Annotated in this window: 18 protein-coding genes and 1 pseudogene; 10 read left to right on the forward strand and 9 right to left on the reverse strand. The window is 62.1% G+C overall.

The features are described 5' to 3' along the window. The first annotated feature begins 11 nt into the window (after positions 1 to 11). From CCOY_RS03730 to CCOY_RS03750, 5 genes and pseudogenes are all read left to right on the forward strand, one after another. Positions 12 to 680 (forward strand): DUF5058 family protein, encoded by a 669-nt coding sequence (locus tag CCOY_RS03730; protein WP_435383814.1) that lies wholly within the window; start codon positions 12 to 14, stop codon positions 678 to 680. A gap of 156 nt (positions 681 to 836) precedes the next feature. Next, positions 837 to 1,091 (forward strand): transposase, encoded by a 255-nt coding sequence (locus CCOY_RS03735; protein WP_244268753.1) that lies wholly within the window; start codon positions 837 to 839, stop codon positions 1,089 to 1,091. Next, positions 1,085 to 1,999, forward strand: a pseudogene (locus CCOY_RS03740) (IS3 family transposase); the annotation flags it as partial. The gene CCOY_RS03735 and the pseudogene CCOY_RS03740, both read left to right, overlap by 7 nt. A gap of 117 nt (positions 2,000 to 2,116) precedes the next feature. Further along, on the forward strand, positions 2,117 to 2,758 hold the full coding sequence (locus tag CCOY_RS03745) for a hypothetical protein (RefSeq protein ID WP_092101830.1): 642 nt from the start codon (positions 2,117 to 2,119) through the stop codon (positions 2,756 to 2,758). Positions 2,759 to 2,888: 130 nt separating this feature from the next. Further along, positions 2,889 to 3,854, forward strand: coding sequence for an asparaginase (locus CCOY_RS03750; RefSeq protein ID WP_070483746.1), 966 nt, complete (start codon positions 2,889 to 2,891; stop codon positions 3,852 to 3,854). Positions 3,855 to 4,098: 244 nt separating this feature from the next. On the opposite strand, the gene CCOY_RS03755 is transcribed toward CCOY_RS03750, so the two are convergent. Beyond that, on the reverse strand, positions 4,099 to 4,743 hold the full coding sequence (locus CCOY_RS03755) for a DUF3239 domain-containing protein (RefSeq protein ID WP_092101833.1): 645 nt from the start codon (positions 4,741 to 4,743) through the stop codon (positions 4,099 to 4,101). A 10-nt stretch (positions 4,744 to 4,753) separates the two neighbouring features. After that, the gene (locus CCOY_RS03760; RefSeq protein WP_092101836.1) at positions 4,754 to 6,394 is read right to left on the reverse strand and encodes a DNA repair helicase XPB; all 1,641 of its coding nucleotides are present in this window, start codon (positions 6,392 to 6,394) and stop codon (positions 4,754 to 4,756) included. 43 nt (positions 6,395 to 6,437) lie between these two features. Here CCOY_RS03760 and CCOY_RS03765 point away from each other — a divergent pair, with 43 nt between their 5' ends. Next, positions 6,438 to 6,680, forward strand: coding sequence for a type II toxin-antitoxin system ParD family antitoxin (locus CCOY_RS03765; RefSeq protein ID WP_070451679.1), 243 nt, complete (start codon positions 6,438 to 6,440; stop codon positions 6,678 to 6,680). On the opposite strand, the gene CCOY_RS03770 is transcribed toward CCOY_RS03765, so the two are convergent. The 3 genes from CCOY_RS03770 to CCOY_RS03780 all read right to left on the reverse strand — a co-directional run bounded on the left by CCOY_RS03770 (position 6,677) and on the right by CCOY_RS03780 (position 9,341). Beyond that, positions 6,677 to 6,850 (reverse strand): hypothetical protein, encoded by a 174-nt coding sequence (locus CCOY_RS03770; protein WP_208856585.1) that lies wholly within the window; start codon positions 6,848 to 6,850, stop codon positions 6,677 to 6,679. The two genes, CCOY_RS03765 and CCOY_RS03770, sit on opposite strands and share 4 nt — an antisense overlap. Positions 6,851 to 7,269: 419 nt before the next feature. Further along, a complete protein-coding gene (locus CCOY_RS03775; protein WP_092101839.1) occupies positions 7,270 to 8,463 on the reverse strand; it encodes an ABC transporter permease in 1,194 nt (397 codons plus the stop codon). After that, positions 8,463 to 9,341: an ABC transporter ATP-binding protein gene (locus CCOY_RS03780; protein ID WP_070840351.1), complete on the reverse strand. Its 879-nt coding sequence runs from the start codon at positions 9,339 to 9,341 to the stop codon at positions 8,463 to 8,465. Before CCOY_RS03780 ends, CCOY_RS03775 begins: the two co-directional genes overlap by 1 nt. Before the next feature lie 56 nt (positions 9,342 to 9,397). On the opposite strand from CCOY_RS03780, the gene CCOY_RS03785 reads away from it, so the two are divergent. Continuing rightward, on the forward strand, positions 9,398 to 12,214 hold the full coding sequence (locus CCOY_RS03785) for an FAD-binding and (Fe-S)-binding domain-containing protein (protein WP_092101845.1): 2,817 nt from the start codon (positions 9,398 to 9,400) through the stop codon (positions 12,212 to 12,214). Here the strand turns inward: CCOY_RS03785 and CCOY_RS03790 are convergent. Beyond that, entirely contained in the window at positions 12,211 to 14,244 is a 2,034-nt protein-coding gene (locus tag CCOY_RS03790) for a helicase-associated domain-containing protein (RefSeq protein ID WP_092101849.1), read from the reverse strand. The genes CCOY_RS03785 and CCOY_RS03790 overlap by 4 nt on opposite strands. Positions 14,245 to 14,297: 53 nt before the next feature. Between CCOY_RS03790 and CCOY_RS03795 the strand changes: the two genes are divergently transcribed. Next, the gene (locus tag CCOY_RS03795) at positions 14,298 to 14,492 is read left to right on the forward strand and encodes a hypothetical protein (RefSeq protein ID WP_092101852.1); all 195 of its coding nucleotides are present in this window, start codon (positions 14,298 to 14,300) and stop codon (positions 14,490 to 14,492) included. A 117-nt stretch (positions 14,493 to 14,609) separates the two neighbouring features. Here CCOY_RS03795 and CCOY_RS03800 read toward each other — a convergent pair whose 3' ends face one another. Next, positions 14,610 to 15,341 (reverse strand): resuscitation-promoting factor Rpf1 domain-containing protein, encoded by a 732-nt coding sequence (locus CCOY_RS03800; protein ID WP_070421467.1) that lies wholly within the window; start codon positions 15,339 to 15,341, stop codon positions 14,610 to 14,612. A 284-nt stretch (positions 15,342 to 15,625) separates the two neighbouring features. On the opposite strand from CCOY_RS03800, the gene CCOY_RS03805 reads away from it, so the two are divergent. Then, positions 15,626 to 16,009: a cold-shock protein gene (locus CCOY_RS03805; protein WP_070421466.1), complete on the forward strand. Its 384-nt coding sequence runs from the start codon at positions 15,626 to 15,628 to the stop codon at positions 16,007 to 16,009. On the opposite strand, the gene CCOY_RS03810 is transcribed toward CCOY_RS03805, so the two are convergent. Together CCOY_RS03810 and CCOY_RS03815 are read right to left on the reverse strand one after the other, a co-directional pair. Beyond that, positions 16,010 to 16,507 (reverse strand): DUF2771 family protein, encoded by a 498-nt coding sequence (locus CCOY_RS03810; protein ID WP_070421465.1) that lies wholly within the window; start codon positions 16,505 to 16,507, stop codon positions 16,010 to 16,012. It abuts the gene before it with no gap. 15 nt (positions 16,508 to 16,522) lie between these two features. Beyond that, positions 16,523 to 17,320: a glutaminyl-peptide cyclotransferase gene (locus CCOY_RS03815; RefSeq protein ID WP_070570971.1), complete on the reverse strand. Its 798-nt coding sequence runs from the start codon at positions 17,318 to 17,320 to the stop codon at positions 16,523 to 16,525. A gap of 39 nt (positions 17,321 to 17,359) precedes the next feature. Between CCOY_RS03815 and CCOY_RS03820 the strand changes: the two genes are divergently transcribed. Continuing rightward, positions 17,360 to 18,034 carry a DUF3027 domain-containing protein gene (locus tag CCOY_RS03820; RefSeq protein WP_083308828.1) on the forward strand — a complete coding sequence of 225 codons (675 nt, stop codon included), beginning with the start codon at positions 17,360 to 17,362 and terminating at the stop codon, positions 18,032 to 18,034. Positions 18,035 to 18,108: the final 74 nt, after the last annotated feature.

Below are 18,108 nucleotides of genomic sequence, written 5' to 3' on the forward strand. Positions count from 1 at the left end.
AATCGCCAGCCATGTGGATGTTTTCGCTAGCCGTAATGGCTGTGATTGTTTTTCAGGCAGTCGTGTTCTTTCGCCTAGCCAAGCAAAATGCCCAGGAAGGCCATATTGAGAATAAAGAACTTATGCAGGCAATGAGGGCTGGGGCTATTTCAGCGATTGGACCGTCTGTGGCAGTGGGGATCGTGGCCTTGTCCCTGATTCCTATCTTCGGTACTCCGCCCGTCCTAATGCGTATCGGAATGATTGGATCGGTGCCGTATGAGCTGGCTGCCGCAAATGCTGCAGCTGAATCAATGAATGCACCGATGGGGAGCGAGAACTTTGACGCAGTTGTTTTCGCCACGGTCTTCTTCACAATGGCGTTGGGCGCAGGAGTCTGGATGCTCGAGGTAGTTCTAGCAACTAGTGCGATGGGCAAGATGTCCGAGAAGCTAAGCGAATGGAAGCCATGGGCTATGGCTGCACTAACAGGAGGCGCACTTCTGGGTGCTTTTGCCTTCCTGACTGTCAGTCAGGCCTCTGGCGGATCGAAGAACCTGGCCGTCATGGCGGGCTCCTCCGGTGCAATGGTGATCTTCCTACTGTTGTCGGAGCGATTGAATATGCGTTGGCTCAGAGAGTGGGCGCTTGGTTTTGCAATGATTATTGGCCTAGCAGTTGCATACTTTGTGGCTGCGTAATCGAGGAGCATCTGAAATGAAGACCAAAGCAATGTCTGATGACGTTTGGGGTGTCATGATTCCGGTGGACGGTGAAACCCACCGATCTGGAAGGATTAAATCATGCCACGTAAGTATTCGGATCAGTTTCGTCAGCAGTGCATTGATGAGGTGTTGATGTTCGGCAAGACTCGTGGTGCCGTGGCCCAGGAGTACGGGGTGTCGTCCTCGTCGTTGGGACGCTGGGTGGCCAAAGCCGAAGGCACCTTGGGCACTGGTTCCGGCAGCCACATGCGCGCTGCTGATGCCGCGTCGCAGGACCCGGCAGAGATGGCAAAGCGGATCAAAGAGCTCGAGCGTGAAAACGAGTTTTTAAAAAAAGCGGCCGCCTTCTTCGCCACGGAGCACACCACGAGGACCTCTTCGCGGTAATTGCCCACTTCCACGAAGAAGGCAACCCCTGCCCCCGCTACCCAGTGTCAATGATGTGCCGTGTGTTGGAAGTATCCAGCTCCGGCTATTACGCCTGGCGCAAGCGTAGAGATACTCCGCCGACCGGTGGCACACCGCGGGCGAAACGCGCGGCGATTACCGATCTGGTTATCGAGATCTTCAACGAGCACAACGGTTTTGCCGGGGCGCGCACTATCTACCGGCAGCTTCAGGCCCAAAACGTTGCAACCACGCTGTATGCGGTGCGAAAGATCATGGCTGACAACACGCTGCACACCAAGTACCGTCGCGCGTTTAAACGCACCACGATCCAAGACCCGCAGGCGAGCGCACGAGCTGATCTGCTTCGGCGCCGTTTCTACCCCGCGATGCCGACAACCTATCTGTGCGGCGACATCACCTACCTGCGCACCGCGCAGGGATGGATGTATCTGGCCGTCGTGATCGATCTGAGCACACGGATGGTTGTCGGGTGGCAGATCGCAGACCGGATGAGTGCGCAACTTGTCGTCGACGCGCTGACCATGGCGCACGCGGCCGGTTTCGTCGCGGGCAACGCGGTGTTTCACTCCGACCGCGGCTCGCAGTACACCTCGAAGCAGTTCGCGCAAACAGCCAAGAAACTCGATGTGCGTTTAAGCACCGGCGCGGTCGGTGTGTGCTGGGACAACGCGGTTGCGGAGTCGATGTTTTCCACGTTGAAGCTGCATCTGCTGTACGAAAAGAAGCAGTTCGCGTCGAAGTTCGACGCCCGCTACGAAGTCGGACACTGGATCGAGGCGTACTACAACCGCCGCCGCATCCACTCCACCACCGGGCTGATCCCCGCCGAAGCAATGCGCCAATTCAAAACCCGCTGCGCCGACACACACGCCGCCGCAGCCTAACCCCCACAACCAAACACAACGGGTTTACCCGTCCACAAAATTTGACACAGCCCAGTTTACATTAACCGGATTAATTTTTGGGGCAGAATCACAGTTGGGCTCGGGTTGATTCTGGCAATGGCCGCTCCGATCTACCTCTTCACGGTCGAAGGGTTGTTTCCGGGGTGGGGAGTACTCGGCACATGTTTCTTGGCGGTTGCCGTAATTTATGCTGCGAACTGGGTTGTTGAACCTGCAACCTATTTCCCGATGCTGGGAGTGTCAGGCACTTATCAAGCCTGGCTCGTAGGAAATATCTCTAACAAGTTACTTCCCGCGTCTGTGACAGCACAAGCAGCAGTCGATGCTAAGCCAGGTACGAAGAAAGCAGAGCTAACAGCAGTTGCCGCTATTTCTGGTGCTGTTATTGTTCACGTAACAGTGATGATCCTTGCAGTAGCTATTCTCGGCAACTGGATTATTGCAGTTCTTCCTGAGAGTGTTCGCGCAACTTTTGACTACATTCTTCCCGCGATTATTGGTGCAGTCTTTGTGCAATTGGCTGTAGTGGTTAAGTCGATTCCCACGACACTGGTTTCGCTTGTGACTGCAGCCGGAGTCGTATTCGCTTTCGCGCCTGCTTTCCCTGACTGGACGGCATTCTCTCTACCGATTGTTGTACTGAGCTCGGTCGCCGCATCAATGTTCTTCGGTTCTCGTGCTGCGAACAAAGCGCAAGATGGTGGCAAGGAAACTGTCCCCGGAAGAGTTGAGATTTAATCGATCTCGAGAGTCTGCTCGCCTCACAGTCCCAGTGTCTTGATCCTTGACACTGGGATGGGTGAAATTGGGAAAAGAAGAAAGAGAGCGCTTTTCCGATAACAACGCATTTGGTCAATAGGAGACGGATATGGCGTACGTTGCATTGATTGCGACTGGCGGAACGATTGCTTCAACTCGTTCAGAGGATGGAGCTTCCGTCGGGGTGACAGCCGAGATGTTTGATTTAGGGACCGAAAGCAATCTGGAAGTAAGACGGGTCGATGCCATTTCAGAGGGCAGCTACCGCCTCACATTTGAGGACTTGTCAGTGATTGCCGATGTCGTAAACCGATCTCTCAAGGACTCTGATTGCATTGGTGCCGTGATCACGCACGGGACAGACACGATGGAGGAAACTGCTTATTTTCTTGACCTTGTAATTGCGACTGATAAGCCTATCGTGCTTACTGGTGCCCAACGTACTTTCGATACACCGGACTCTGATGGACCACGGAATCTCCAAGATTCTTTGACGGTTGCTGCATCGCCGAGGGCTCGTAATCTCGGAGTTGTGGTGTGTTTTGCAGGAAATGTTTGGAACGCTCGAGGGGTTCGGAAGTGTCACACGATCCAGTCGCAGGCATTCACTGGAACGAAAGTAGGGGAGGTTTACGAGGACGCCTTTACGCTCGTTGCTTTGCCTGAGACGAACGAGACTCTTGATTTTGATGCTGGTAAATTTTCTGAGGGAAACATTCCAATCATTACCTATGGCATTGGAACCGATACAGTCCTATTCGAAGCGGCACGCGCTACAGATCCTACGGCAATAGTTCTTGAAGGCTGTGGTTCTGGCAATGCGGGAATAGGGTTTGCAGAGGCTATTGCTAAAACTGCTGAATCGGATATTCCCGTTATTCTTGCAACACGCGTTGAAGAAGGTCCAGTGATTCCGATGTATGGGAACGGTGGAGGTGTTGACCTGGTCAGAGCAGGGGCAATTACTGCAGGAACCCTAAGCGTTTTTCAGGCCAGGGTGTTGGCCGCAGTCGCCGCAAGTACCGCAGAAAATTTTCAGGCGTTCCGCGAAAGATTTATCCGTTTACGCGGTTGAGATGCTCGGCTAGGGGACTTGGAGTTTTAGACAGAAGCGCGGGTTCCCGTTGACACCGGTGCAAAATGTAGCTCAGCTGGCTGCGTGATTTTACACTCCGCCCAGGTCAGCGAAAGGTATGATGTCACGTTTTACATTTTGGCGCGTCGTGGCGCAGCGAGGCGTGGCGCAGCATGGCGCAGAGCTGGCGGAGCCGCCAGAGCAACCGAAGCAGGCGGTGCCTGAGGGCCCGCAAAGGACAGAACTACAACTCCACGACGGTGTTCTTGGACTGCTCGAGGAGGTCCTTCTTCTTGCGGGCGCGCTCGAGTTTGGACCATTGGTCGCCGGGGACGGCGTTGCGGGCCTCGTCGATGACGGCGACGTCGGGGGTGCCCCAGGCGATCGGCATCGGGGTGATCATCTGCCACATCTTCTTGTTCTGTGCGGAGCGCTGCGCACCGACGGCGGCGACGGGGACCTTGGTGCCCACCTTGTCGGAAGTGTTCGGGATCGGGTGATAGACGCGGGAGGTGATGCCCCAGCGGGGCGGCAGGGAGGGCTCGACGTTCATGTTCACCAGGGCGGTCAGGGTGATGGTGGTGCCGACGCGTTCGGTGATGATGGCTGGGGCCAGCGGGTTGGCGTCGTAAAGTTCTTGCGTCTTGCCCACGCTGCGGGGGATGAGCAGGCCCACGACGAGCATCATCAGGCCGAAGAGGGCGAGGCCGTACGTGCCTAGGGTGTGCCAGGGGGATTCGGGGTCGACGAAGAACCAGACGGCGACGGCGCCGGCGAGCGAGATCACGAAGAGGGCGACGCCCGAAGCGACGAGGCTGCGGGTGTCGCGGATCATTTCGTTGTGTTGCTTTGCGTAGTCTTCGTCGACGTCGAACTTGAAAACCTTCATGGGGAAGAGTTTAGAGGTCGGAGGCGTCGACGAGTCGATACGCGTAGCCCTGCTCGGCGAGGAAGCGCTGGCGGTGGATGGCGTATTCGGCGTCAAGGGTGTCGCGGGCGACCACGGTGTAGAACACGGCCTCTGCGCCGTCGGCCTTAGGGCGCAGCAGCCGGCCCAGGCGCTGCGCTTCTTCTTGGCGGGAGCCGAAGGTGCCGGAAACCTGGATGGCCACGGCGGCTTCGGGCAGGTCGATGGAGAAGTTCGCCACCTTGGACACCACCAGCGTGGAGATTTCGCCGTCGCGGAAGGCCTGGAAGGCTTCTTCGCGTTTCTTGGTGGTGGTTTTGCCGTCGACAAGTGGGGCGTCGATGCGCGCGGCGATCTCCTCGAGTTGGTCGACGTAGGCGCCGATGATCAAGGTCTGCTGGCCTTCATGTTTTGCAAGCAGCTTATCGACGACCCCAAGCTTCGCCTTCGAACACGCCGCCAACCGGTAGCGTTCGCGGGTTTCGGCGGTGGCGTAGGTGAGGCGTTCGTCGTCGCCAAGTGTGGTGCGCACTTCGACGCATTCGGCGGTGGCGATGTAGCCGGCCATTTCGAGTTCTTTCCAGGGGGCGTCGTAACGCTTGGGGCCGATGAGGGAGAACACGTCGTCCTCGCGGCCGTCCTCGCGCACCAGCGTGGCGGTCAGGCCCAGGCGCCGGCGGGACTGGAGGTCGGCGGCCATGCGGAAGACGGGGGCGGGCAGGAGATGGACTTCGTCGTAGATGATGAGGCCCCAGTCGCGGGAGTCGAAAAGTTCGAGCGCGCGGTATTCACCCTTCGTCTTGCGGGTGACCACCTGGTAAGTGGCGATGGTGACCGGGCGGATCTCCTTCTTCTCCCCGGAGTACTCGCCGATCTCCTCGGGCGTGAGCGTGGTGCGGCGCAGCAGTTCGTCGCGCCATTGGCGGCCAGCGACGGTGTTGGTGACCAGGATCAGCGTGGTGGTCTGCGCCTGCGCCATCGACGCCGCGCCCACAATGGTTTTGCCCGCGCCGCACGGCAACACGACGACGCCGGAGCCGCCCTCCCAGAATGACTCGGCGGCGTACTGCTGGTAGTCGCGCAACTCCCAACCGTCGTGGTTGAGCGCGATCGGGTGAGACTCGCCGTCGACGTAGCCGGCGAGGTCCTCCACAGGCCAGCCGAGTTTGGTCAGTTCCTGTTTGATTTGGCCACGGGCGGAGGGGTGGACGGGGATGGTGGTGTCGTCGATACGCGATGCGACAAGCGGGATGATCTTCTTGGAGCGAGTGACCTCGGTGAGGATTGCCGGGTCGTCGGTCTCGAGGATGAGCCCGTGCGCGGGGTGCTTGACCAGCTTGAGGCGGCCGTAGCGCGCCATGGTTTCGGCGACGTCCACGAGCAGCGGCTGCGGGACGGGGAAGCGGGAGAACCGTTCGAGCACGTCAACGGCCTGCTCCGCGTCGAAGCCGGCAGCGCGCGCGTTCCACAACGCGAGCGGGGTGATGCGGTAGGTGTGGATATGCTCAGGTGCGCGCTCGAGCTCCGCAAACGGGGCGAGCGCAGCACGGGCCTTGGGTGCGTCCGGGTGTGCGACCTCGAGCAGCACAGTCTTGTCCGACTGGACGATGAGCGGGCCGTCGCCGAGAGCCATGCGATCTACTCCTCCTGATAGTAGGCGTTGGTAGTCTACGGGCATGGCTGCGAAAAACACATCCGTTGTCCTCGGCGAACGCTACGACAAATTCATCGCCCAACTGCTCGAAGACGGCCGCTACGCCTCCGCCAGCGAAGTCCTGCGCGAAGGCCTGCGGCTAGTGGAGGAGCGAGAGCAGAAGTTTAAGGCACTCAACGATGCTCTGGAAAAAGGGGAGTTGAGCGAGGTTGTCCACGACTTCGACCCCGATGTGTTCATCGCCAAAATGCGCGAAAGGTCCTAACCCCTCCGCAGCACCTGTGACCACTTGGTCACGCTGCCCTTGTTGAGGATCGTGCGCTTGTAAATGCGGGCGGCACCCCACACGACGAGCACGGTGGTGACCGCAGCGAGTGCGAAGGATCCCGCGAGCTGGGTGGTGGCGGCGAGGGAGATGAAGTTGACGGTACCCAACGGTTTGCAGGCAAGGAAGGCCAGCGGGGACTGCAGGAACGGTAAGGACCGTTCCCATGTGTTGCGCCAGACTCTGGCCGACCGTGTAACTAGAAATGTAGTTTAGGCAGATTTCAAACTAGCGGAGATCCTTCGTTATCTCAGAGCCCAGCGCAAACACAATGAGTGCAAGGGAAGCCAACGCGAGCGGGACAAGCATAGGGGCAGAGTCCGTCACGAGAATGAGAATGGAAGCTAGGGCAAAGACCAAACTTAAAATACTAGTTTTCTTCACATTCCGCCCCGATCCTCGAAGTTGTACAGTTACCTGGACCACAGTTTAAATTGTCCTAATTGGTATGGCAATGCTTTTGTGCCACTTTTGTACCTTCGTAGAATCTCCGTTTTCGACAGCTCACCGCCAAAATGCGCGAAAGATCCTAACCCCTCCGCAGCACCTGTGACCACTTGGTCACGCTGCCGTTGTTGAGGATCGTGCGCTTGTAAATGCGGGCGGCACCCCACACGACGAGCACAGTGGTGACCGCAGCGAGTGCGAAGGAGCCCGCGAGCTGGATGGCGGTGAAGTCGCCAGCTGCGTAGGTCAAGGGCGCGCTGAAGATCGAAAACGGCGGGATCCAGCTGACGACCTGCATGAAGGTTGAGTCGGTGTTGGACCAACCAAACGACGAGATGTACACGCACGCCATCAGCAGGATCAGAATCGGCATCTGGGTGGACTGCAGGTCCTCGGTGCGCTGCACCATCGCGCCGGCGGCGGCGTAGAGGCCGCCGAAGAACAGCATGGACAGCAGCCAGGCGATAAGCAGGATGGGGAGGGCGGACCAGTCGACTTCGACATCGTCGATAAGCCCCGAGACCTTCAGACCAATGCCGCCGACAGCGAGCAACACTGCTGTGGCGAGGAAGCCGAAGATGACGGTGCCCAGCAGTTTGCCGGCGAGGAAGTCCAGCGGGCGAACGGAGGCCAAGATGAGCTCGACGACGCGCGAGGACTTTTCCTCGGTGACGCGACTGCCCACCTGGGCGGCAAAGGTGATCACGGTGAACATGACGATGATCAGCGCGAAGAAGGTGGTCAGCAGGCGGGTCAACTGCTCTGCGGTGTCGTCGCCTTCGGTGTCGTTGATGTCCACCGGCACAACGTTGATCTGCGGGGAGGCAGCCTCGTAATCGGCGGGGCTAATGCCCAGGGTGCTTAGGGTTTCGGCGCGCGCCTGCTGCTGGGAGAGGGCGTCGAGGCCGGTGAGGATGGTGGTGGAGGGGGAGCCGTCTGCAAGGACTTCCCAGGTGTCTCCCTCGACGATCAGGGCGGCCTGCACGTCGCCGTCGCGGACTAACTGTTCGGCCTCGGTGCGGTCGGTGGCGGTGCGGGCGTCGTAGCCGGCGTCGTCGAGAAGCTGCTCTGCGATACCCACAGCGGCAACGGCCGGGCCGCCGGCCTCTGCTTCCGTTTCGCCCTTGTTTTGCATCCAGGAGCCGAAGCCGATCATGCCGAGAATGGCCAGCAGCATGATCACGAGCGTGACAATGACGCCCTTCTTCAGCAGCAGAATCTGCACCTCGCGCTTCGCGGTGGTGGTGATGGTGTGCATGGGGGAGTAGGTCTTCATTACTTCACAACCTCCTTGAACAGCTCGGCCAGATCCGGCACGACGCGGGTGAACTCGTGGACGGGGCCTGCGGCCATGGCGGCGCGGAGGATGTCCTGGTCGTTGTCGGCGGAAGTGGTTTCGACGATGACGTGGGTTGGGGTGTCGCTAATAAGCGTGGCAGTTGCGGGAATCCAGCCGCGCGCTTGCGTGCCGACGCGGAACCGCACCGGGCCACCCGAGCGCAACTCGTCGACGGTGCCCTCGGCGACCATGCGGCCGCGGGTGACGATGCCGATGCGGTCGCAAAGCCGCTGCACCAAATCGAGCTGGTGGGAGGAGAAGATCACCGGTACGCCGGCGCGGGCGCGGTCGGTGAGCATCGTGCTCATCACGTCCACGGCGACGGGGTCCAGGCCGGAGAACGGCTCGTCGAGGATGAGCACCTCCGGGTCGTGGATCAGGCTGGCGGCCAACTGCACGCGCTGCTGGTTGCCCAGGGAGAGGTCGTCGAGCTTGTCGCCCAGACGCTCGCCGAGGCCCAACTCCTCCAGCAGTTCGGTGCCGCGCTGCTTTGCGGCCGCGCCGTCCACGCCGTGGAGTTTGGCCAGGAAGACCAACTGGTCGAGAATCTTTTCCTTGCCGTAGAGGCCACGCTCTTCGGGCATGTAGCCGATGCGGCGACGGGAGTCGTCGTCAAGCGGGCGCCCATCGAGGAGCACCTCGCCGGAATCGGCGCTGAGCACGCCTAATGCGATGCGCATCGTGGTGGATTTACCGGCGCCGTTGGAACCGACGAAGCCGTACATCTCCCCGTCGCGGACGGTGAAGTCCATTCCGTCGAGGGCCTGGACGTCGCCGAAGCGCTTGTGAAGGTCCTGAATCTGAAACGTAGTCACCCGACAAAAACTACCAAAAGATACGACATCGCTCAGGGCGGGTTTACTATGAACCCATGACTGCAACCATCTCATCCCCAGCGGCGCATCTGGCCCGCGAACTCGGCTCCGACGAGGCGCTGTCCACGCGCCCGATCGACCGCATCAAGTACGCCCACGACGCATCCCACTTCCTCTACACCCCCGATGTGGTGGTCGAAGCGCGCAACGCGAATGATGTCGCGGCGGCGTTCCGCGCGTCGGCATCCTCCGGCGCCCCAGTGGTGCTTCGCGGCGGCGGTACCTCCCTGTCCGGCCAGGCAGGCGGCGCGGGCATGCTGGTGGACGTGCGCAAGCACTTCCGCGGCGTGGAGGTACTTGACGGTGGCAAGCGCGTGCGCGTCCAGCCCGGCTCCACGGTGCGCCAGGTCAACGCGCACCTGGCCGCGTTCGGCCGCAAGATCGGCCCGGACCCGGCGTCCGAGGGCGCCGCGACGATGGGTGGCGTGATTGCCAACAACTCCTCCGGCATGGCGTGCGGTACGGAGTTCAATACCTACAACACCATCGAGTCCGTCACCTTCGTCCTGCCCTCCGGCACGGTGATCGACACCGCCCACCCAGATGCGGAAGCGCAGTTCGCGCGCCAGGAGCCGGAGCTCGTGGACACGATCGAGAAGCTCAAGCGACGTGTGCGCGACAACAAGGAATCCGTAGACACCATCGAGCGCCACTTCGCGCTGAAAAACACGATGGGCTACAGCCTGAATTCGTTCTTGGATTACGACTCGCCGCTGGACATCTTCATGCACCTGCTGGTCGCATCCGAGGGCACGCTCGCGTTCATCGCAGAGGCGGTCCTGCGCACCATCGAGGTGCCGAAACTGAAGACGACCACCATCGCGGTCTATCCGACGCTGGACGCCGCGACGCGCTCGCTGCCGGCACTGTTTGAGTCGAAGGCGGCGACGCTGGAGTTGATGGACTCGCGCTCCATTAAGGTTGGCCGCACCTTCGATTCGGTGCCGGAGCAGATCACCGGCTTCGAACTCGGCGGCCAGGCGGCGCTGCTCATCGAATACCACGCCAACGAGGCCGAGCAGCTGTGCGAATACGAGCAGGCTGGCTCCAAACTCCTGCGCGAGTTCGACCTGCAGACCCCGGCGCAGTTCAGCACCGACCCCATCGAGGCCGCCAAGGCGTGGGCGTTCCGCAAGGGTCTCTACGCCCAGGTCGCGGAGGCACGTCCGTCCGGCACCACCGCGCTGCTTGAGGACATCGCGGTGCCCGTTGAGGATCTCGCCGACACCTGCGGCGGGCTGCAGCAGCTTTTCGACGCCTACCGGTACGACGACGCCGTCATCTTCGGCCACGCCAAGGACGGCAACATCCACTTTTTGATCACCGACCGCTTCGAGGGCGACGAGAACCTCACGCGTTACGACGGCTTCAACGAGGACATGGTGGGCCTCGTGCTCGGTGCCGGCGGCAACCTCAAGGCTGAGCACGGCACCGGCCGCGTCATGGCGCCGTACGTGCGCCGCCAGTACGGCGAGGAACTCTACGACGTGATGGCGGCGCTCAAGCGCGCCGCCGACCCTCGCGGGGTGATGAACCCGGGCGTGATCATCACTGACGACGAGCGCGAGCACATGAAGAACTTCAAGCTCAACCCGCAGGTGGAAGACGAAATCGACTCCTGTGTGGAGTGTGGCTACTGCGAGCCGGTGTGCCCCTCGCGCGACCTGACCATGACCCCGCGCCAGCGCATCGTCGTGCGCCGCGCACGTGCGAAGGCGCTGCAGGAAGGCGACATGGAGCTGGTTAAGCACATCGACGAGGCCTACCAGTACGACGGCATCGACACCTGTGCGGTGGACTCCATGTGTGTCACCGCGTGCCCGGTGGGTATTGACACCGGCAAGTTCATCAAGTCGCTGCGCCGCGGCCAGGCCGGTGCTGTGAAGTCCGCCGGCTGGGCGGCCGCCGCGAAGGTGTGGGGCCCGGGCAACACCCTGGCTTCTGCAGCGCTAACCGGCGCCTACGTCATGCCGACGAGCCTGGTGCAGAAGGTTACTGACGTCGCCCGCGCCCTCGTAGGGGAAGACACCGTTCCGCAGTACCGCCCCGAACTTTCCAAGGGTGGCGTGAAGCGCTCCAAGGCGTTTGGCACGCAGGTCGGCGCGCCGGGCGCGGAGCCTGTCGGTGTGTTTGTCCCGGCGTGTGTGAACTCCATGTTCGGCCCGCAGGGCGATGGCGTCGGCGCCTCGGAGGCGTTTGCGAAACTCGTCGAGCGCGCCGGCCTGTCGCTGGTGGTGCCGGAGGGTATCGACGGCATGTGCTGCGGCACCCCGTGGACCTCGAAGGGCATGAGCACCGGCCACGACATAATGCAGCGCCGTGTCAACGACCAGCTCATCGCCGCCACCGACGGCGGGCGCCTGCCGGTCGTGGTGGACGCGTCGAGCTGTACGCACGGCTTCCGCGACATGGCCGAAAACATCGGCATCACGGTCATCGACGCCATCGAGTTTGTCGACGAGCACGTGCTCGATCGCCTTACGGTCAACCACAAGGTGCCGTCGGTGACGCTGCACCCGACGTGTTCTGCAACCCACCTGGGGATCGTCGATACGCTGAAGCACGTTGCGGCCGCCGCTGCAGAGGACGTGAACGTTCCGGCCGAGTGGAACTGCTGTGGCTACGCGGGGGATCGCGGCATGCTGCACCCCGAGCTCACCCACGCGGCAACCAAGCGCGAGGCAGCTCAGGCGAAGGAGTTCGGCTCGGCGTGCCACGCGTCGTCGAACCGCACTTGCGAGTTGGGCCTGACGGCCGCGACCGGCGCGGACTACGAGCACATCCTGGAAATCCTGGAGCGCGCCAGCCGCTAGGCCAGCACCACTTTTGTCACCCGCGGCAGGGCGATGCGCACGACCCGGTCCTTGGCCTCGTCGAGCGCGTCCACCTGCCCAGCGGTCACGCTCAGCGGCAGGACGGTGATCGTCTTGCCGCGCCCCTGCTTGTCCACGTACCCCACCGTGACGTGCCTGCGCGCCCGCGCCGCCGCGCGCAGCGTTTCAAACGCATCCCCGCTGCCAGCATCGGTGCTTTCGGCAGAGCGCAGCTTTGCGACGATCGCACGCACCTGCTCCGGCGCCACCCTCCGCGACTTCGGAAGCGTCGATGGCGTCGGCGCAACCAGGGCGGGCTCGGGAGCCATGTTGACGGAAACACCCTGGTCGTCCTCTGCGGTGGGTTGTAGTCCTGCGGTGCGCAGCGCCGTCATGAGCTTTGCCAGCGGCAGGTGTGAGATGGCGACGGTGGGGGCGAGGACCCGCAGGCCTAATTTCTCTGCTGCGGTAGCGATGAGCGCCGGGTCCTCCGAGCGGATGTAGGAGAGTGCTTCGCCGGCGCGGATGGCACCGTGGGTACGCGCGGTGTCGTCGATGATGAAGGTGATGGCCTGGGGGACCTCGCCGAGCACGTGGTCTGCGAGCCAGGAGTGGATCTCCGGGGCGGTCAGTCCACTGTCCAGGCCACGGCGCACCGACGCCTCCGAGATACGCCACACGCTGGCAAGACCAGGCGACTCCAGGTCCGCGATGCGTTCGATGAACCCAGCCATTGCGGGCTCGAGCGGGCCCGGGGCCAGCACCGTCATGTCGGCCTGGGCGATCAACGTGTCCACCGAGGCAGGCACGAGCGTAGCGGTTGCGGCGGCGACGTCCTCGCCGTTGAGCAGCGCGAGCGTTGGCGTCGGCTGTGCATGGTTGGCCAGCGCGCCGACGAACTCGGCTTCCCGGACAACCGCGGCGATGAGGTTGTCGGAGAACCCCGACGATTCCAGCGGGGCGTGGAAGAGCAGCCGGTCCATGTCGCCCGCATGGCGCAGAATGCTCATGCGGGCGTGGCGAAGCGCCGGGGCGTGGGCGTCGTCGCTAAGCAACTTCGCCCCTGTATCCACGCGCCACGGGGAGGCCACCCAGCCGGCGAGCACAATCGCCCACTGGTCGGACAGTGTCGCGTCAAGCCAGGTCAGGGCGTCGCGGGTAGCGGCGAGCACGTCCTCGTCGTCGACGTTGCCGCGGCCAACAAGACCCGCGGACTCGCCGATGGTGATAAGCAGGCTCGGGTCGAACCCAAGTGCCTTCTCCAGGTTTGCCACCGCGCGCACGCCGACAGTGCCGTCTTTGTTCAGTACCACCGGGGTATCCATCAGCGTCATGACCAGTTGGCGCATCTGGCGCACCGCGTCGAGGCCCTGGGCGGTTGCGGTTTCGTCGATAGTGGCCTGATCGATCTCTGGTGCGGCGGGTGGTGCAAGCGGGAACACGCGCGGCGTTGCGCCACGCATCGCGTCGCGCACCGGGCGGGGCAGGCGCACCGTGGTCTCGTTGACGCGCACAAGCATGCCAAGCGCGAGCAACTTGGCCACCGGCGCATCCGGGTCCGCATCGGGTGCAGCCGCCGCGGTTGTGCCCACCCCGCCGGACGCCGCAAGGGTGTCCAACACCTTGCGCTCACGCGCAGGCAGTGACGCCAGCGCCTCGGTCGCGCCGGGTGGCAGCGTATCGGTCACGCGCCAACCGGGAGGCAGGGCAGTCAGCGTGCCGGGGGCGATACGCAACGCCTCATCCGGACCGAATACGAGCGCCAACTCGCGCAGGTGGTGAGTGGAGCCGAAGCCGGTGGCGTTCACAGGCTCAAGCTCCGCTCCGGCATCCGCGAGCTGCTCGAGCACCGCCAGATCCGCGGCGTTGAGGAGACGCAACGCGCGCGATGCCGACCCGGGAAGGCCGAGCCTGGTTGCGAGTGAGCCCACCGACGGCGGGGCGGGGAAGAAGGCATCGGGGCGTGCCTCGATGAGGGCGTGCAGCGCGTCGTCATCGAGCGAACTCAAGAATTTAGGGAACGTAGACATTGCGGGGGTGAGTTTACGTGCGTTTTTGTCTCCGTCGTGAAAGAATGAGGGGCATGGCTAAAGATGTGAAGAAGATTGGGCGCGCAAACCCCGCATGGCCCGCTAATACCCCAGGTAACCTGCACCCGGTCACCGAGATCACCTCGACGTTAACCGGTGCTTCCAGCCCGTTCGGCGACGACCTGATCCTGCCGATGCCGGCAGAAGAGACGGGCTACGTCCACCCGACGACGCGCATCAACCGCTAAACCAGCGGAACTTAAAAAACCGGCACGGTGCCTGACCGTGCCGGTTTTTGTTGTGCCGTAAAGCAAAACGCCCCGTTCACAACCTGAACGGGGCGGACGATTGCTGTGCGCTATTGCTTAGCGAGCCTGGAAGGACTGCTGCACGGAAGCAACGGTGTTGTTGACCTGGTTGGCAAAGTTAGCGCCGACCAGGTTTGCCACGGCTGCGAAGTCGCCGGAGAGGGCAGCGTCGATCAGCGGCTGGTTTGCAGCGTAGAACGCGCTGTAGTCGTTGCGGTTAGCAACGTAGTTGGACTGCACGGAAGCCGGAACCTGGAAGCCGAATGCCTGGATAGCGTTACGCACCTGTGCGTAAAGGGCATCGACCTGCGGGGACTGTGCGGCCGGAGCCTGGGCCTGTGCTGCCGGCTGAGCCGGAGCGGCCTGCTGTGCCGGTGCCGGTGCTGGCTGCGGGGCCGGCTTGGATACCTGCGCGTCGCGGTTGGTCGGTGCGGAGTTCAGGCCGTAGCGAGCGGAGCAAGCCGGCCATGCGCCCCAACCCTGACCTGCCAGGGTGCGCTCGGCGACAGCGATCTGCTGCTCGCGGGTTGCCAGGTTAGCGGTCGGGGCGAACTCGCCGCCACCGTATGCCAGCCAGGTGCCGTAGGAGAACTGCAGGCCACCGTAGTAGCCGTTGCCGGTGTTGATAGCCCAGTTGCCGCCGGACTCGCACTGTGCGAGCTTGTCCCAGTCGGAATCCGGTGCTGCGGTTGCCTGCGGGGCAACAATGCCAGCCAGTGCAGCTGCTGCTGCAGAACCTGCCAGAGCCTTCTTGCCCATGGAGGTGGTCTTCTTAGAGTGGCGTCCCATTGTTTCGTTTCCTCTCATCGTTGACCGCCAATTTCTCGGGACAGCCTAACGTTGTATAACGATTGTGTCACGTAACGGTGTCGTTTTGGGGCGCAATACTCGAAAAAGCCTCACATTTCCCCAGCTCGAAGGCGCGACATGCAAAATATGTGTTCTGGGTCACACTGGCGTGAACTGCTTGATTTTCGGGCGGAAATAGTAAGGTTTTGATTTTGTTTTACTTACTGGCGGTACATCTGCACGAGTGATACTGCATAAGTGATGCGTTACGGAAGGAGAGCGCCATGCCTGTCGGAAAGGTGAAATGGTACGACGCCGAAAAAGGGTTCGGCTTCGCATCCAACCCGGGAGACGAGGATGTCTTCATCGGTAAGTCCGTGCTGCCTGAGGGAGTTGAGGAGCTGGTCGCAGGCCAGCGCATCGAGTTCGACTTCGCCGCAGGCCGTCGCGGCCCACAGGCGCTGCGCGTGAAGGTGCTGGACACCCCGAAGCGCCGCCCAGTGCACCGCCGTAAGCCGGAGGAGCTGGGAAGCATGCTCGCGGACGTGATGACGCTCATCGAGACCCAGGTCCAGCCTGCTTTGACCAACGGCCGCTACCCGGACCGCAAGGAAGGCCGCCAGGTGGCGGAGATCCTGCGGGCCGTTGCGCGCGAGCTGGATGCGTAATTAGTTAAAGCCCACGGACCATGTGGCGATGACAGGGGTTTCCTCCCCGTCATCGCCCTTTTTAATGTCCAGGGTGGTCACCTCGGCAACGACGAGCTTCGCGCCCGACTCGGTCGTAGCCGGCACGGTCTCCTCGGTTGCCTCGCCGGAGGTGAAGACGCGCTCGGAGTTGGCCTCCGGGTCGTCGTAAATGAGCAGCAGGCGCCAGCTATTCGACGCAATCTCGTCAGGAACCGTAACCACCACATCACCCTCGCCGCGCTGCATGGTGGGGGCGTCGCCGCCGGCACACTCCTCGTCCAACTCACACACGGTGTACACGCCGATGTCCTCGCGCTCACCGTTAGCAGCCACCGACACCGTCAGTTCATCGACCGGAGTGGTGGGGCGGGTGCGCTGGTACTCCATGACGGCGTAGACCACGCCGACGAGTGCCAGGACGCCCACGAGGGCGACCACGATGGTTTTCCACTGCTTGCTGCCTGAACGTTGTGCCATGGCGAGAAATCCTAACTAGTCAGCCTGGGTAAAGCGCACCCGGTACATGTCCGGCCAGCGCTTGCCGGCAAGGAAGAACTCGTCAGTGCCCGGGATGTGGGCGATGCCGTTGAGGACGTGGTTCGGGTCGTCGGTGGCGTTATTGGGCAGGGCGGAGGCGTCGATACGTGCGGTGACCTCGCCCGTTTCCGCGTCAATGCGCACGATGTCGGTGGTGGTGAACACGTTGGCGTAGACATCGTTACCGACGCACTCCAACTCGTTGAGGCCCGCCACCGGCTCGCCATCAAGCGTGACGGTGAAGCGTTCGCGCTCCTCGAGCGTTTCCGGATCCATGCGGCGCAGCTCTTCGGTGCCGTCGGAGAAGATCACCTCGTCCGCTTCCGTACGTGAGCACAGCCCCCAGCCTTCGCCCTGATAGGAGGCGCGGCCGATCTCCTCGAGCGTTTCTGCGTTGCGACGAATCGCTGTCCCGTCGAGCCACGTCAACTGCCACAGGGTGTCGTCGATACGCGTAATGCCCTCGCCGAAAAACTGCGGATCCAAATCAACCGACGCGAGCTCATCGCCAGCGATAGTGCGGGTGTACAGGCGCGATTCGCCCTCCTGGCCAGTGCCAACGTAGAGGTTGCCGTCGGCGGTGACCTCGAGGCCCTGCGTGAAACTGGTCTGGTCGAACGGGAGGCGCTCGATCACCTCGGCGCGAAGGTGCTCGACGCTTGGGGTGGACGACTCCGGCGCGCAGCCAGCAAGCAAACCGCCCGAAAGCGCAGCGATAACAGACAGAGCGGACAAAGCTTCACGATGACCCATGGGTTACATCCTGCACTACATCGCGCATAATGGGTAAGCGTGTCACGATCCAGAAAACGCACTCGCTCCCGCAACCCGTTGCTTGGCAACGATGCAATAGCTATTGCGCTCGAGGCGCTTGAAGAAATCGCAGACGGCGACATCGGCGAACACATCGGTGTTACCGGGCTGACCCGCAATGTTGCCACGCACCGCTTCGAAGCCGACGTGCCCGGATACGCCGGGTGGGAATGGAACGCCGTCATCGCCTGCGCGGACGGCTCCAACGTGGTCACCGTCAACGAGGTCGCGCTCGTACCCTCCCAAGGTGCGCTCGAAGCGCCCGACTGGGTGCCGTACTCCGAGCGGCTACGCCCCGGCGACCTGGGCCCAGGCGATGTGTTGGAGCTCCTGCCTGACGACGAACGCGTCACCGACGATTCCTTTGCCCGCGACGCCATTACCTTCCCGGGCCGCGAAACCAAGCACTACCTGACCAAACAAGGCCTGGAGGACGCGAAGTACCGCTGGCGCACTGGCGACTACGGGCCAAACAGCGAGTTTGCCGAAAAGGCAGCCCTGTCGTGCCGCACCTGCGCCTTCTATATCCCCATGGCGGAACCGGTGGGGGAGCACTTCGGTGCTTGTACCAACGAGTATTCCGCCGACGGCCATGTCGTTGCGTCTTCCTACGGTTGCGGCGCGCACTCGGACACGGAAGTAGATAACTCCTAAGTAATTCCAATCACTGGGGCAGCAAAATAGTTGCGTTTGCCCAGGGGGAGTGAAAAGCTAAGCCCCCGTGAGTA

Origin of the sequence: Corynebacterium coyleae (assembly GCF_030408635.1) — a bacterium.
Taxonomy (GTDB): Bacteria; Actinomycetota; Actinomycetes; order Mycobacteriales; family Mycobacteriaceae; genus Corynebacterium; species Corynebacterium coyleae.